General features: G+C 63.1%; 13 protein-coding genes. 8 read left to right on the forward strand and 5 right to left on the reverse strand.

Features of this window, described 5'->3' with window-relative positions; genetic code table 11:
* The first annotated feature begins 33 nt into the window (after positions 1–33).
* The 3 genes from AC1D1N_RS02245 (at position 34) to AC1D1N_RS02255 (ending at position 3,007) form a co-directional block, all read left to right on the forward strand.
* Positions 34–1,323 carry an SGNH/GDSL hydrolase family protein gene (locus AC1D1N_RS02245; protein WP_477346324.1) on the forward strand — a complete coding sequence of 430 codons (1,290 nt, stop codon included), beginning with the start codon at positions 34–36 and terminating at the stop codon, positions 1,321–1,323.
* A gap of 39 nt (positions 1,324–1,362) precedes the next feature.
* Entirely contained in the window at positions 1,363–2,397 is a 1,035-nt protein-coding gene (locus AC1D1N_RS02250) for an aldo/keto reductase (RefSeq protein ID WP_477346326.1), read from the forward strand.
* A gap of 97 nt (positions 2,398–2,494) precedes the next feature.
* Positions 2,495–3,007, forward strand: coding sequence for an SUKH-3 domain-containing protein (locus AC1D1N_RS02255; RefSeq protein ID WP_477346328.1), 513 nt, complete (start codon positions 2,495–2,497; stop codon positions 3,005–3,007).
* 68 nt (positions 3,008–3,075) lie between these two features.
* Here the strand turns inward: AC1D1N_RS02255 and AC1D1N_RS02260 are convergent, their stop codons facing one another.
* Positions 3,076–3,348, reverse strand: a complete 273-nt coding sequence (locus tag AC1D1N_RS02260; RefSeq protein WP_352556825.1) for an usg protein — start codon at positions 3,346–3,348, stop codon at positions 3,076–3,078.
* Between the two features lie 303 nt (positions 3,349–3,651).
* Here AC1D1N_RS02260 and acs point away from each other — a divergent pair, with 303 nt between their 5' ends.
* Together acs and AC1D1N_RS02270 are read left to right on the forward strand one after the other, a co-directional pair.
* The gene (gene acs / locus AC1D1N_RS02265; protein WP_477346330.1) at positions 3,652–5,607 is read left to right on the forward strand and encodes an acetate--CoA ligase; all 1,956 of its coding nucleotides are present in this window, start codon (positions 3,652–3,654) and stop codon (positions 5,605–5,607) included.
* An 8-nt stretch (positions 5,608–5,615) separates the two neighbouring features.
* Positions 5,616–6,359, forward strand: a complete 744-nt coding sequence (locus AC1D1N_RS02270; protein WP_477346332.1) for an MOSC domain-containing protein — start codon at positions 5,616–5,618, stop codon at positions 6,357–6,359.
* 30 nt (positions 6,360–6,389) lie between these two features.
* Here AC1D1N_RS02270 and AC1D1N_RS02275 read toward each other — a convergent pair whose 3' ends face one another.
* From AC1D1N_RS02275 to AC1D1N_RS02285, 3 genes are all read right to left on the reverse strand, one after another.
* Complete coding sequence (locus tag AC1D1N_RS02275; RefSeq protein WP_477346334.1) at positions 6,390–7,658, reverse strand: class I SAM-dependent methyltransferase; 1,269 nt, start codon at positions 7,656–7,658, stop codon at positions 6,390–6,392.
* Positions 7,659–8,013: 355 nt separating this feature from the next.
* Positions 8,014–9,489 carry a TadE/TadG family type IV pilus assembly protein gene (locus tag AC1D1N_RS02280; protein ID WP_477346336.1) on the reverse strand — a complete coding sequence of 492 codons (1,476 nt, stop codon included), beginning with the start codon at positions 9,487–9,489 and terminating at the stop codon, positions 8,014–8,016.
* Positions 9,490–9,783: 294 nt separating this feature from the next.
* Positions 9,784–10,653, reverse strand: a complete 870-nt coding sequence (locus AC1D1N_RS02285; RefSeq protein WP_477346338.1) for a transglutaminase-like domain-containing protein — start codon at positions 10,651–10,653, stop codon at positions 9,784–9,786.
* A gap of 175 nt (positions 10,654–10,828) precedes the next feature.
* Here AC1D1N_RS02285 and AC1D1N_RS02290 point away from each other — a divergent pair, with 175 nt between their 5' ends.
* Entirely contained in the window at positions 10,829–11,494 is a 666-nt protein-coding gene (locus AC1D1N_RS02290; RefSeq protein ID WP_477346339.1) for an HAD-IA family hydrolase, read from the forward strand.
* Positions 11,495–11,648: 154 nt separating this feature from the next.
* Here the strand turns inward: AC1D1N_RS02290 and AC1D1N_RS02295 are convergent, their stop codons facing one another.
* Positions 11,649–11,870: a DUF1674 domain-containing protein gene (locus AC1D1N_RS02295; protein ID WP_477346341.1), complete on the reverse strand. Its 222-nt coding sequence runs from the start codon at positions 11,868–11,870 to the stop codon at positions 11,649–11,651.
* A 105-nt stretch (positions 11,871–11,975) separates the two neighbouring features.
* On the opposite strand from AC1D1N_RS02295, the gene htpX reads away from it, so the two are divergent.
* Positions 11,976–13,001, forward strand: coding sequence for a zinc metalloprotease HtpX (gene htpX, locus AC1D1N_RS02300; protein WP_436262392.1), 1,026 nt, complete (start codon positions 11,976–11,978; stop codon positions 12,999–13,001).
* Entirely contained in the window at positions 12,998–14,377 is a 1,380-nt protein-coding gene (locus AC1D1N_RS02305) for an RsmB/NOP family class I SAM-dependent RNA methyltransferase (RefSeq protein ID WP_436262393.1), read from the forward strand. Before htpX ends, AC1D1N_RS02305 begins: the two co-directional genes overlap by 4 nt.
* The last annotated feature ends 118 nt before the right edge of the window (positions 14,378–14,495 follow it).

Raw genomic sequence — 14,495 nt, forward strand, 5'->3', positions numbered from 1 at the left:
AGCCAAGACACGAACCCAACAGGAGAAACCGTTGTGACCAACAGCAGAGATCCGGTTCGCTACGCCATCCTTGCCAATGCGGTCAGGCATTTGAGGCTCGTTCCTATCGCCCTGGCGGCGTCGTTGATGTTCGATCCGGCGATAGCCGGCGAAAGGCAAGGGTGGGTCGGCACCTGGTTGGCCAGTCCGCAATCGACATGGGGCGCCGATTTTGCCTTGCCGGTGAAGATATCGCCGCAGCTTGAGAACCAGACCATTCGCCAGACGGTCCGGATCAGCCTCGGTGGCGAGAAATTCCGCGTCGTCCTGTCGAACGAGTATGCCGCCACGCCGGTCCAGATCGGCGGGGCCCATGTGGCGGTCGCCGGCAAGGGATCGAAAATTATCGCCGGCACCGATCGAGCGCTGACCTTTGGCGGACAGGCCAAGGCCGCAATCGCGCCGGGCACATTTCTGATCAGCGACCCGGTGGACCTGCCGCTCGATGCCTTGAGCCGGCTTTCGGTCTCGGTCTATCTGCCGCAGGAAACGCCGCTCGCCACCTTCCATTGGGACGGCAAGCAGACCGCCTATATCGGCAACGGCAACCAGATGGCTTCGGACGCGTTCGCGGCCACGCAGACCACCGACGCACGCATCCTGCTCAGCGAAATCCTGGTCGACGCACCCGCAAATGACGGCGCTGTCGTCGCTATCGGCGATTCGATCACCGACGGCAATGGCGCCACTTTGGATGCGGACAACCGCTGGCCCGATTTCCTGGCCGCGCGCCTCGCGCCGAAACAGGTAGCGGTGCTCAACGCCGGCATATCCGGCGCAAGGCTGCTGGACGACGCCATGGGCGAGAAGGCATCCGCGCGCTTCGACCGCGATGTCCTTGCCCAGCCCGGCGTCAAGGCGGTGATCCTGCTCATCGGCATCAACGACATCAGCTGGCCAGGCACGCCCTTCGTGCGCGAAAAATCCCTGCCCGCTTTCGAAACCTTGACAAGCGCCTACCTGCAGCTCGCCGCCCAGGCCCACGCCCACAATCTCAGCATTGTCGGCGCCACGCTGACGCCCTTCGAAGGCGCATTGAGCGGGACGCCGCTCGATGCCTACTATACGGCGGAAAAGGATGCGCTGCGCCAAAAGGTCAACACCTGGATCCGCACCAGCGGCGCCTTCGATGCCGTGGTCGATTTCGACCTCCTGCTGCGCGATCCGGCGCATCCGACACGTCTGCTGCCCGAATTCGATTCCGGCGACCATCTGCATCCAGGTGACGAGGGAAACCAGGCCATGGCCGACGCCATCGACCTCGCCACACTGGTCAAAAACTGAGCGACGCATCCGCTGCTTCACACTTTGAAAGGACATAAAATGGATTATCGACGTCTCGGCTCATCGGGCCTGAAAGTGCCCGCACTCTCCTTCGGCGCCGGCACTTTCGGCGGCTCCGGCCCGCTGTTCGGCGCCTGGGGCAACAGCGACGCCAAGGAGGCGCGGCGGCTGATCGACATCTGTCTCGAGGCCGGCGTCAATCTGTTCGACACGGCCGATGTCTATTCGAATGGCGCTTCCGAAGAGGTGCTGGGCGAAGCCATCAAGGGCCGCCGCGACGCCGTGTTGATCTCTACCAAGACCTCGCTGCCGATGGGCGATGGGCCAGCCGATTACGGCTCGTCGCGCTCGCGCCTGATCAAATCCGTCGACGCGGCACTGAAGCGCCTCGGCACCGATTACATCGACCTTTTGCAGTTGCACGCCTTCGACGCCGGCACACCAATCGAGGAAGTGCTGTCGACGCTGGACGATCTCGTACGCGTCGGCAAGCTGCGCTATGTCGGCGTCTCCAACTTCTCCGGCTGGCAAGTGATGAAGTCGCTGGCGGAAGCCGACAAGCACGGTTATCCCCGCTACGCCGCGCATCAGGTCTACTACTCGCTGGTCGGCCGCGACTATGAGTGGGAGCTGATGCCGCTCGGCCTCGACCAGAGTGTCGGCGCGCTGGTGTGGAGCCCGCTCGGCTGGGGCCGACTGACCGGCAAGATCCGCCGCGGCCAGCCCCTGCCGGAAAAGAGCCGGCTGCACGACACCGCCGATTTCGGCCCGCCGGTCGCCGACGAGCATCTCTATCGGGTCATGGATGCGCTCGACGCGGTGGCCGAAGAAACCGGCAGGACCGTTCCACAGATCGCCATCAACTGGCTGCTGCAGCGCCCGACCGTGTCCTCCGTCATCATCGGCGCCCGCAACGAGGAACAGCTGCGCCAGAACCTCGGCGCCGTCGGCTGGGCCTTGACGCCGGAGCAGATCAAGAAGCTCGATGCGGCAAGCGAAGTCACCGCACCCTACCCGTACTTCCCCTATCGCCGCCAGGAGGGCTTTGCCCGTCTGAACCCGCCCGCGGTGTGAGGGCGTCGCCGGGCGGCTGACGACAAGCTGTTCATCTACGACTAACGTCCGCAGTCGACCCGTTGCGGACGTTGGGATCACCGCTCATAACTGCACTATGACGACTCTACCGCCAGCTGTTTTGCCGATCTTTGCCGCAGCCGGATGGTTTCCCGGGCGCAAGGTGCCCGTATCTCCAACGGTCCCGGCCGGCCATCCGGCGGCTGCCATTCTCAGTGAGTTCGATGGCCTCAAGGTGGGTGAGACCGGTCCTGGGGTGGAATGCGGCCGGAGCGACGTCGTCTTCAGGTGGCCGTCAGACGAAGACTACGAAGAAATTTCCGAAATTGGAGCCCTGCTTCAGACAGAGCTGGCTGGCTTTGCAAGCGCCCACAACAATCACGAAAGCCTCTATATCGATAGAGAAGGCCGGGTGTTTGCGGTGTTCCCGGACATGCAAGGCATATGCCTTATGGGCCGCACTTTTGGCGAGGCAATGGAGCGCGCCCTGTTAGGCCTGAAGCCGTCACCTCTTCTTCTGCCATCACACGATAGAATATCATGGTATGGCGAGGTCCTCCTGCGTGGAAACCCTCAGCTCCTAAGCATAGAGGAGCTGATGACGCGATAGGGCAACCCTGATCGCCCCTTTCCATCCTCTCGGCGCTAGCCGCCGCAGATGGCGGGTTGAGTTTTGACCTAGTGCAGCACGAACTCCCCATCGACCTTCCGCCACTCATTCGGCGCGATCAGCTTCTGATGCGTGTAGGTCACCGAATGCAGCGGGCCGTCGAGCTTGGCCTGCCAGAATTCGATGAAGCGGACCAGCACCGGGAATTTCGGTGCGAGGTCGTAATCCTGCCAGATGAAGCTCTGCAGCAGGTGCGGGTGGTCGGGGAAGTGATAGAGAATCTTGGCCGTGGTCAGCCCATAGCCTTTGAGCATCAAGTCCATTTCGGCATGGTCACGCATTGCAGCCCCCTGCGTCGATCTCCTTTCCTCCCAATGTTGGATTCTGCGCTCACTTGCTTAACTGTCTATTGATTTTTTTTGATCGTCCTGGGCATTTTCTACGCTAAAACATGCAGTTAGCAGCGACCTTGGCAGAGTGCTGACAGTACCGGACGACGCCCCTGCGTCATCCCGCCGCGCGAATCCAACGTCTAATGTTGCCGTCATGCCGGAACTGTTAATAATGCGCGCGAATTCGCGGCCGCATCGCCGCGATCCCGCCAATGATCAAATCGGCGGATAGTTTGGGGAGGAATGCCAGAAATGTCCGAGGTTCATGTCCACCGCGTCCAGCCGGCGTGGAAGAAGAACGCGCTGATCGACAACGACACCTACCTGAAATGGTATGCCGACAGCGTGAAGAATCCGGACAAGTTCTGGGGCAAGCACGGCAAGCGCATCGACTGGTTCAAGCCGTTCAGCAAGGTCAAGAACACCTCCTTCGACGGCAAGGTCTCGATCAAATGGTTCGAGGACGGCGAGACCAACGTCTCCTACAACTGCATCGACCGCCATTTGAAGAAGCGCGGCAACCAGACCGCCATCATCTGGGAAGGCGATAACCCCTACGACGACAAGAAAATCACCTATAACGAGCTTTACGAGCGCGTCTGCCGGCTGGCCAATGTGATGAAGAAGCACGGCGTCAAGAAGGGCGACCGCGTCACCATCTACATGCCGATGATCCCGGAGGCCGCTTATGCGATGCTGGCCTGTACGCGGATTGGCGCCATCCATTCGATCGTCTTCGGCGGCTTCTCGCCGGACGCGCTGGCCGGCCGCATCGACGACTGCAAGTCGACCTTCGTCATCACCGCCGATGAAGGGCTGCGCGGCGGCAAACCGATTCCGCTGAAGGACAACACCGACAAGGCGATCGAGATCGCGGCCAAGGCCGGCACCAAGGTCGAAAAGGTGGTGGTCGTGCGCCGCACCGGCGGCAAAGCCGGCTGGGTCCAGGGCCGCGACGTCTGGTACCATGACGAGATCGCCACCGTGAAGGCGGACTGCAAGCCGGAGAAGATGAAAGCCGAGGATCCGCTGTTCATCCTCTACACATCGGGCTCGACCGGCAAGCCGAAGGGCGTGCTGCACACCACCGCCGGCTATCTCGTCTATGCCTCGATGACGCACCAATATGTTTTCGACTACCATGACGGCGACATCTACTGGTGCACCGCCGATGTCGGCTGGGTCACCGGTCATAGCTACATCGTCTATGGCCCGCTCGCCAACGGCGCCACCACGCTGATGTTCGAGGGTGTGCCGAACTACCCCTCGCAGTCGCGCTTCTGGGAAGTCATCGACAAGCACAAGGTCAACATCTTCTACACCGCACCGACGGCGCTGCGTGCGCTGATGGGCGCCGGCGACGACCCGGTGAAGAAGACCTCGCGCAAATCGCTGCGCGTACTCGGTTCGGTCGGCGAGCCGATCAACCCGGAAGCCTGGGAGTGGTATTTCAACGTCGTCGGCAACGGCAAGGTGCCGATCGTCGACACCTGGTGGCAGACCGAAACCGGCGGCATTCTGATCACACCGTTGCCCGGCGCCACCGACCTCAAGGCCGGCTCGGCGACGCGGCCCTTCTTCGGCGTCAAGCCGCAGCTGGTCGACGGCGAGGGCAAGGTGCTGGAGGGTGCCGCCGACGGCAATCTCTGCATCACCGATTCTTGGCCGGGCATGATGCGCACCGTCTATGGCGACCACGACCGCTTCGTGCAGACCTATTTCTCCACCTACAAGGGCAAATACTTTACCGGCGACGGCTGCCGGCGCGACGCCGATGGCTATTACTGGATCACCGGCCGCGTCGACGACGTCATCAACGTCTCCGGCCACCGCATGGGCACGGCGGAAGTCGAATCGGCACTGGTCAGCCATGACAAGGTTTCGGAGGCCGCCGTCGTCGGCTATCCTCACGACATCAAGGGCCAGGGAATCTACAGCTACGTCACCTTGATGAAAGGCGTGGAACCGACCGAGGAGCTGCGCAAGGAGCTCGTCGCCCATGTCCGCAAGGAGATCGGCGCCATCGCGTCGCCCGACAAGCTCCAGTTCGCTCCCGGCCTGCCGAAAACCCGCTCCGGCAAGATCATGCGCCGCATCCTGCGCAAGATCGCTGAGGACGATTTTTCCGCACTTGGCGACACCTCGACACTGGCTGACCCGGCCGTGGTCGACGACCTGATCGCCAACCGCCAGAACAAGAAGACCTGACGCGTTTGATGCCTGCACTGGGGGCGGTTACGGAGCTCTGGCGTTACCCGGCAAGCTCGCTTGCCGGCGAGCGCCGGGACGCCATTTCGGTCGGCCTTGAGACCATCGGCGGTGACCGGCTGTTCGGCCTCGTCGATGTCTCGGACAACGAGATCGCGCGGCCCGATCGCGATGCGAAATGGCACAAGGTGCCGCGCATCCGCACAAGGCTGAGCAACGACCGGCAGCTGGAGATCGCCGTTCCCGATGGCGACTGGCTGGCAGCACCAGGTGCTGAATGCGACCGCGCCATCTCGGCCTATCTCGGCTTCGCCGCCTCGATCCGGCCGTTCAGCCAGGATAACGCGCCCGGCTACACCGGCCCACTGACCGCCGAGCGCTACCGCAAGGCGCCGATCCATCTCTTGACCACCGCATCGCTGGCGCGGCTGAAGGCGCTACACCCCGACGGCGTCCCCGATCCGCGCCGCTTCCGCCCCAACATCGTCGTCGACATGGCGGCGGTCGAAGGCTCGTTTCCCGAGACCGAATGGATCGGCCGCAAGCTCGCCATCGGCGACCTGCTGGTGACCATCTCGGCACCATGCCGCCGCTGCGGCTTCACCATCATCTCCCAGGACGGCTTCGACCACGACCCCGGCATCCTGCGCAATCTGGTCCGCCACAACGCCCACAATCTCGGCGTCTATTGCACGGTGGACAGGCCAGCCAGCGTCGAGATCGGCGCGCCGATGCGCTTCGTTCAGGATTAGCGCCGGGCCAGCCCCGGATCAGACAGATCACTAACGATACAAGTCCGCCCGTGTCGGCGGCAGGCCGCTCGGGCCGCGCGCGCGTTTGGTGACGACGGTCTGGAAAATCTGTGCCGAGGCGCGCTCGAAGGTGATCGAACAGCCGGTGAGATAGAGCAGCCACAGCCGCGCCTTGGCCTCTCCGACTTCGGCGACCGCTTCGTCGAAACGGGCCTGCAGCCGTTCGGCCCACAGCCGGCAGGTGCGCGCATAGTGTTCGCGCAAATTCTCGACGTCATAGACCAGGAAGCCATGCGCCTCGAAATTGCCGAGCGTCATGCCGATCGTGTCGAGTTCGCCGCCGGGGAAAATGTATTTGAGCAGCGCCTTGAACTCCGGCCCCTTGCGCAAGGTCTTCTTCAAATCTCCCTTGCTGCGCCTTGTGATGGCGTGGTGCAGGTAGATGCCGCCCGGCTTGAGCAGGCGATGGATGGTCTTGAAATAGGTGGCGTGGTTGGCGAGCCCGAGATGCTCGAACATGCCGATCGAGGATATCTTGTCGAAGCTGCCTTCGAGCTCCGCATAGGATTTGATCTCGATGGTGACGCGGTCTTCCAGCCCCTCGGCGCGGATGCGCTCGCGGGCAAGATCGGTCTGCGCCTGCGACAGCGACACGCCGTGGCCAACGACGCCGTAATGCTTTGCCGCATGGATCAGCATGGCGCCCCAGCCGCAGCCAATGTCGAGCAGCTTTTCGCCCGGCTTCAGCCGGAGTTTGCGGCAGATATGGTCGAGCTTGTCGGCCTGCGCCTGATCGATGCCGTTGGCGAAATCCGTAAAGTAGCCGCAGCTGTAGACCATGCGCTCGTCGAGGAAGAGCCGGTAGAAGGCATTCGAAATGTCGTAGTGATGCTGGATCGCCTCCTGGCTCGAGCCGCTGACATAGGGGTTGCGCCCCGACAGATCGGTCCGCGCACTCATCTGTTTGCGTGACAAGAGCACCGCCGGCAGGTCGCGCAGGATCGCCAGCTTCGGCAGCGACTTGATCTTGGTTCTGAGCTTGCCTTGCGACGGCAGGGCGTAGAAATCGAAAATCGTCCCGTCTTCGATATCTATCGTCTTGGAAATCCACATCTCGATCAGTGTCGACAACGATGGACGCTTCACCACCTGCCAGACGATGTCCTGGTCGTTGATGGTCAGCACCGGACCGGTGGCAGGGCCGATCCGCTCGCCGGTCCACAGCCTGACGGCAAAACCCGGCTTCAGCGTCTCGATCACCGTGCGAACGATACGCGCGGCCTTCTCGGCTGCCTCCATGCCATTCCTCCGAATGCTGGTCTCCCAGCGGGAGTTTGCCCGGCTGGACGGCCGATCGCAACCCGGCCCGGAAAAGCCAGCCCGCCGGCTATTTCAAACCGGCATCTTGTCTTTTGCTGCGACGCACCCCATCATGACGGTGTGTTCAACAAATCGAAAGGAGGTGATCCGATGTCGAGTGATTTCGTTTTCCAGAACGTGGCCTCAGCGGATTGCACTTTCGGGAAGCAGTCTTCCCGTTAAGGCGCGAGAAGCGCGGTGGGTGACTTCGGTCGCCGCCATCGGCCGCGCCATGGACGGAAACACGGAAGGCCGCCGGCTTCGTCAAGAAGCGGCGGCCTTTTCCTTTGGAGCGTTACTGGGTCAGTGCGACCTTTTCGGTGTTGCTGATGATTTCCTGAAAGGCAGCGTCCAATTCTGCTCCGGTGGACGCCTCGAAATAATGATTGGCGGCGGAAGTGTCTTTCGACGAACAGTCCTTCAGCACCGCCTTTGCCTGGTCTCGCTCGGTTGCCGACATGGCCTTGTCGTTTAGATCAAAGCCGATGGTGAAAATCTCGATGCCGTCATTTTTCATATTGCCGCACAGTGATTGGGCGTTGCTGCGCGTAAGGTTGCCTTGGCTGTTGTAGTTGCCGGCGGCGCCGGCGAAGGCGGTGTTGAACTGGCCATCGGTCATCAGGATCGCGACCTTGGCAATCTTCTTGGCATTGGCATCCGCCGCACCCTTGCCGAGACCCGCATTCTTGATCGCGGTACGCCATTGCGGCGACAGCATATAATAGGTCCACTGAATGGCGATCGCGCCGGCCGTATAACCATCGGCCCGGAAGTCGTCGATCGCATCGAGCAATACCCCGGAATCGGCGGTCAGCGGGATCACTTCCGCATCGGGGCACCTGTTCATGCCTCCGCCACCGAGATGATCATCCCGGTTGACCAGGGCATAATATTTCTTGCCGCTCTTGTCCGTGCGAATCGTATCCGGGCCATCGGCGCTCAAATCGGCATTGCCGTTTTTGTCCTTGCGCTCCGTGCCGCAATTATCGGGGTTTGGCACCGCCGCGCCAACAATGGATATATAGTCGCTGAAGGACGGCAGCAGGTTCTTGCCCGTCTTGGCGACGAGAAGCGAACTGCCGGCGACCGGCGGCAGGTCAGAACTGCCTGCCTTCTCGGCATAGACGTTTTCCGCCAGCTTGCCGGCGTTCACGCCAGATGCGTAAGGCACAATCGCGACGCGGATGCGGGGGTTCTTCGGATCCTGGTTCCGCAGCATCGTCTGGACGGCGTTTTTCGCGGCAGCCTTCAGATCGCCGATCTTGTCGACACTGCCCCGCTTCGCCATCGATCCCGTTATGTCGAGCATCATGGCGATCTCGACCTGCTTGTCCGAATAGAGCGCGGAGGTGGAAGCACCGACGCGCTGCATGTCGCCGACGCTGAACAGCGGAAAGTAGAGCCCGACATCGACGTGGGCGTCGGCCGTGACCGTGTTGGCGGTCCTGTCGACGGTGAGCTTGTCGAGAACGATCTGGTTGGGTTGCAGTATGCCGGCCATGCTGTTGCCGTCGAGAAAGGCCTGCACCGACTTGTTGGCATCGGCTTCCCTGATCACCCCGGTGGTCAGGTCGCGCGCGGTCGAGGTGACAGCGGCATCGACCACGCCCTGCAGGCTCGATTTGGCGTTGTAAATCTGGGAGATGTTGACGGCAAAGCCGACGCTGAGCGCCAGGACCGAAGCGGCAAGGCCGAACAGCACCGCGAAACTTCCACTGCGATCCCTGGTGAAAACACCCGCCGCCTGAATAAGACCCCCGTAATTCCGCATCCTTCAGCCTCCGTTCGCCTCGGCCCAGTCGCCGCAGGAAGGCCAATGCAGGATTCCGGCCGGATCGCGCGGTTGCCTCCGCGAAAGCAGCCAACTATCATTCAAGCCGTTGTTTTTGCTGGGTTCTGCATCGCAGCAAAGTGAACGGGCGGTAAACGGAAATTCACGCAAGCGACTTCGTTTACGAAGTGCTTACCATGATCCACTGCGTGCCGAATGCCGGTCCCGATCCGGCACAGATGTCCGGAGGATGCAGTGTGTCGAAGCGGATCAGAATCCGGGCCAAGAACCGCTCTATGCGAGCATGTGCGCGCTGACGGTCTTGTCGACGCCGTGATAGGGCGGATTGAACAGCTTGCCTTCCTGCTCATGGGTCCAGACCTTGAACAGGCTGAGCCGATGCGGGCCGAAACTGTGCAGCAGCGGCACATCCGTGGCGTCGCGGCCGCGCGCGATGACGACGCGGCCGATCCTGGGCGTGTTGTGGCGGGGGTCGAACGTGTACCACTTGCCGTCGAGGTAGACTTCCATCCAGGCCGAGAAATCCATCGGCGCCGGATCGACCGGCACGCCAATGTCGCCGAGATAGCCGTTCACATAGCGGGCCGGGATGTTCATGCAACGGCACAGCGTGATCGCCAGATGGGCGAAGTCGCGGCAGACTCCGACCCGCTCCTCATTCGCCTGTGCGGCCGTACGCGTCGGACGGGCATAGCCATAGCCAAAGGACAGCCGGTTATGGACATAGTCGACGATCGCCTGCACCCGCGCCCAGCCGGACGGCAGATGGCCGAAAAGCTGCCAGGCCAGCCCGCTCAGATGGTCGGTCTCGCAATAGCGGCTGCCGAGGAGATAGCCGAGCACATCGTCCGGCAGTTCGGCCACAGGCACTTCCCTGGCCAGCGTGTTGACCGCATCGGGCTCGCCGCTGTCCTCGACGGCAGCGTCGTAGAGGATACGGAAATTGCCGGCGGGCGCGACAAAGCGGCGGCAGGCATTGCCGAACAGGTCGTGATAGACCTTGCTCGGCACCGAAGGCGAGGTCAGCACGCGCGTCTGCCGCTTGATGTCGGCCTGCCGGTCCGCATGGATCTCGAGAAGCGAGATGACCGGCGTGGCGTCCACGCAGTCAATGGCGATTTCGTAGCCAAGCCGGATCAGCATCGCAAGTCCCCCTCGATCTCGTGGAAAACAGTTTTGCTCAAACGCCAGAAGCGGGACCATGGTTCCCTGGAACTATCGAAAAGGACCGCCCACGCCTTCCCAGGCAGGCGTGGCGACGTTACGGTCGAACGACATGACCCTCCTGAAACGCTCCCTGACCCCGTTGGAAAATCTTATGTTTGCAGGCAGAAGATTCGCCGCCTTCCTCTTCGATATGGATGGCACGGTGCTCAATTCGATTGCTTCGGCCGAGCGGGTCTGGGCGGCGTGGGCGCTTAGGCATGGTCTCGACGTCGAAAACTTCCTGCCGACGATCCACGGCGTGCGCGCCGTCGAGACCATCGCCAGGCTGGCGCTTCCCGGCGTCGATCCGGTGCATGAGGCGCATGTACTGTTGCAGGCCGAGTCGGACGATGTCGAAGGCGTGCTGCCGATCGCCGGCGCCGTACCGTTTCTCAACGCTTTGCCGCCCGAGCGCTGGGCGATCGTCACCTCGGCGCCGCGCCCGCTGGCGCTGCTGCGCATGCAGGCGGCCGGCATCCCGGTTCCGGCCCTGATGGTCACGGGCGAGGACGTTTCGCACGGCAAACCGGAGCCCGACTGTTTCCTGCTGGCGGCAAAACGGCTCGGCGTCGATATCGGCGACTGCCTGGTCTTCGAGGACGCGCCGGCCGGCATCGCCGCCGCCGAGGCGGCGGGAGCGTCGGTGATGGTGATCAGCGCCACCCACCAGCACCCGATGGCGACACTGCACACCGCGATTGCCGGCTACGACACCGTCTCCATCGGCATCGATGACGGCGGCTGGATGACGCTGGAGCCGCAGCGCAGCGCGGCCTAAACTAGCGCCTAGGAAATGTCGCGATTCAGGTCAGGCCGGGTCGAGAACAATCGATTCCGAGAACCGGAACGGAGCGGACTTTCGGGTCCGTGAGTACCGGAAGCGGAGGAAGCGGTTGTTCGCAGGCCGGCATCACCTGAATCCCGGCATATCCTCAGAAATCGCTGGTCAGGCCTTTGATTTCCCAGTCGCCGTAGCGGCCGGGTTCCTTGCCGCCGCGGCCGCCGATTTCCTTGGGCAGCGCAGCTTCCTTCTGGCGATACTCGTCACGGCGCGCCTTGGCCTCTGCCAGCGCGCGGCGGGCGGCGGGTGTCAGGTCCTTCGGAGGCGCAGCGCCATCCGGATCGGCGTCGGCTTTGCTGGTTTCGTCGGTCATGCGATAGTTCCGGCGGATTGAAACGAGAGGCGGCGTTTCCCATCATATAGCGATGATGACACCCGGATCGACCCCTTTTTGCCACGGCCGCAAACGGAGCAGACGATGAGCACGCTACGCACCGCCATGCTTCTGGCCGCAATGACGGCGCTGTTCATGGGCGTCGGCTTTCTGATCGGCGGCACCGGCGGCATGATGATCGCCTTCCTGGTCGCCGCCGGCACCAACCTGTTCAGCTATTGGAACGCCGACAAGATGGTGTTGTCGATGAACCACGCCGTCGAGGTCGACGCCAGGAATGCGCCCGAATTTTACGCCATCGTCGAGGCGCTGGCCAAGCAGGCCGGCCTGCCGATGCCGAAGACTTATCTGATCGACAACCCGCAGCCCAACGCCTTCGCCACCGGCCGCAATCCCGAGAACGCCGCCGTCGCGGCCTCGACTGGCCTGCTGGAGCGCCTTTCGCATGAGGAAGTGGCGGCGGTCATGGCGCATGAGCTCGCCCACATCCAGCACCGCGATACGCTGACCATGACCATCGTCGCCACGCTCGCCGGCGCCATCTCGATGCTCGGCAATTTCGCCTTCTTCTTCGGCGGCAGCCGCGACAACAACAATCCGTTCGGCTTTGTCGGCGTGCTGGTGGCGATGCTGGTCGCGCCCTTCGCCGCCATGATCGTGCAGATGGCGGTCAGCCGCACGCGCGAATACGAGGCCGACAGGCGGGGTGCTGAAATCGTCGGAAATCCGCTTTGGCTGGCATCAGCGCTTGACAAGATCGCTCGCGGCGCAGAACGCATCCGCAACCTGGATGCCGAACGCAACCCCGCGACCGCGCATCTCTTCATCATCAATCCCCTTCACGGCGAGCGCATGGACAGCCTGTTTTCGACCCACCCGAACACCGACAACCGCATCGCCGCGCTGCAAGAGATGGCGCGCGACATGGCTGGCCGCACCAACCAGCCGGTGCCGCGCCAGGCGCCCGTGCCCACCGAAGAACTGCACTCCGATGACCATCAAGGCCCATGGGGCAGGCCGGCGCGGCCCGCGCCGCCGGCCGAACCGGAACAGCCAAAGCCCAACCCGTGGGGCCGCAACCCGACCGGACCCAAAGGTCCGTGGTCGTGAGCGAAGCCAGACGCCGGCCCGCACATTCAGGCGATCGTGAAGACAACGCAGGCGAGCCCGTCGCCGGCCTTGCCGCGCGCAAGGCGGCGGCGCGGCTGCTCGCTGCTGTCATCGATGCGCGCACGCCGCTCGACGGGCTGACCGACCACGAGAACGGCCATCCGCAATACAAGGCGCTCGACCTGCGCGACCGTGGCCTGGTGCGCGCCATACTGGTCACCGCGCTGCGCTACCGCATGACGATTGCCGGGCTTTTGGCCAAGCGCCTCGAAAAGCCGCTGCCACCCAACGCCACGGCTCTGTCGCACGTCCTCCATGTCGCAGCGGCGCAGATCCTGTTCCTCGACATTCCCGACAGCGCCGCCGTCGACCTTGCCGTGACCCACGCCAAGTCCGATCCCCGCACGCAGCGCTTTTCCGGCCTCGTCAACGGCGTGCTGCGCACGTTGGCACGCGCCAAGGAAACCGAACTGCCGGCAGCCCTCGCCGCCACCGACGAAGCGCCAAAGTGGTTCTCCGATAGGCTGAAGGCCGCCTATGGCGCCGACAAGACGAAGCAGATTCTCGCTGCTCACCGGGTCGAGGCGCCGGTCGACTTCACCGTCAAGGCCGATCCCGAACTCTGGGCTGAAAAGCTCGGCGGCATCGTGCTGCCGACCGGCACGATCCGAGTGGAAAAGCTCAGTGCCTCCGTCACCGAACTGCCCGGCTTCGGCGACGGCGCCTGGTGGGTTCAGGACGCCGCCGCCAGTTTTCCGGCGCGGCTGTTCGGCGAGGTCAAAGGCCTGCGCATCGCCGACCTCTGCGCCGCCCCGGGCGGCAAGACCGCCCAGCTGATCCTTGCCGGCGCAAAAGTCACCGCCGTCGACAACTCGAAGAACCGGCTGGCGCGGCTGACCCACAACCTCGAACGGCTCGGCCTGTCAGTGGACATCGTCCAGGCCGATCTGCTGAAATACCAGCCGGCGGAGCTGTTCGACGCCGTGCTGCTCGACGCGCCCTGCTCTTCCACCGGCACGGTGCGGCGGCATCCCGACGTGCCGTGGACGAAGACCATGGCCGACGTCGAAAAGCTCGCCGACCTGCAGGCAAGGCTGCTCGCCCGCGCCGTCACCTTGGTCAAACCGGGCGGTCGGATTGTTTTTTCCAACTGCTCGCTCGACCCTATCGAAGGCGAAGATCTTTATCGCGTCTTTCTGGCCGGAAACAGAACCATCGCCGACGATCCATTGCAGCCGGGCGAGATCGACGGCATCGATGCTTTCCTGACCAGCCAGGGCACGCTGCGCACAACGCCCGCCGATTTCGACCTAGGTTCGCCGGGGATTTCCGGCCTGGACGGCTTCTTCGCCGCCCGCATGCGGCGCGCGGCCTAGGGTCGTCGGTTCAGGTTGCCGACCGCAGACCTTGGTGATCAACCGCGTCACAACCGCAAGTGAGTGCCGGATTGTCGGGCTTACCCCCGGAAATCGCTCGACTTTTTTCGGAGTTGAC

It is taken from the genome of Mesorhizobium sp. P2_B5, from assembly GCF_056404775.1.

Bases quoted from the DNA above. Each gene is read 5' to 3' on its own strand.
- AC1D1N_RS02250 (WP_477346326.1), top strand. From the start codon at position 1,363: ATGGATTATCGACGTCTCGGCTCATCGGGCCTGAAAGTGCCCGCACTC.
- AC1D1N_RS02255 (WP_477346328.1), top strand. From the start codon at position 2,495: ATGACGACTCTACCGCCAGCTGTTTTGCCGATCTTTGCCGCAGCCGGA.
- AC1D1N_RS02260 (WP_352556825.1), bottom strand. From the start codon at position 3,348: ATGCGTGACCATGCCGAAATGGACTTGATGCTCAAAGGCTATGGGCTG.
- acs (WP_477346330.1), top strand. From the start codon at position 3,652: ATGTCCGAGGTTCATGTCCACCGCGTCCAGCCGGCGTGGAAGAAGAAC.
- AC1D1N_RS02270 (WP_477346332.1), top strand. From the start codon at position 5,616: ATGCCTGCACTGGGGGCGGTTACGGAGCTCTGGCGTTACCCGGCAAGC.
- AC1D1N_RS02275 (WP_477346334.1), bottom strand. From the start codon at position 7,658: ATGGAGGCAGCCGAGAAGGCCGCGCGTATCGTTCGCACGGTGATCGAG.
- AC1D1N_RS02280 (WP_477346336.1), bottom strand. From the start codon at position 9,489: ATGCGGAATTACGGGGGTCTTATTCAGGCGGCGGGTGTTTTCACCAGG.
- AC1D1N_RS02285 (WP_477346338.1), bottom strand. From the start codon at position 10,653: ATGCTGATCCGGCTTGGCTACGAAATCGCCATTGACTGCGTGGACGCC.
- AC1D1N_RS02290 (WP_477346339.1), top strand. From the start codon at position 10,829: ATGTTTGCAGGCAGAAGATTCGCCGCCTTCCTCTTCGATATGGATGGC.
- AC1D1N_RS02295 (WP_477346341.1), bottom strand. From the start codon at position 11,870: ATGACCGACGAAACCAGCAAAGCCGACGCCGATCCGGATGGCGCTGCG.
- htpX (WP_436262392.1), top strand. From the start codon at position 11,976: ATGAGCACGCTACGCACCGCCATGCTTCTGGCCGCAATGACGGCGCTG.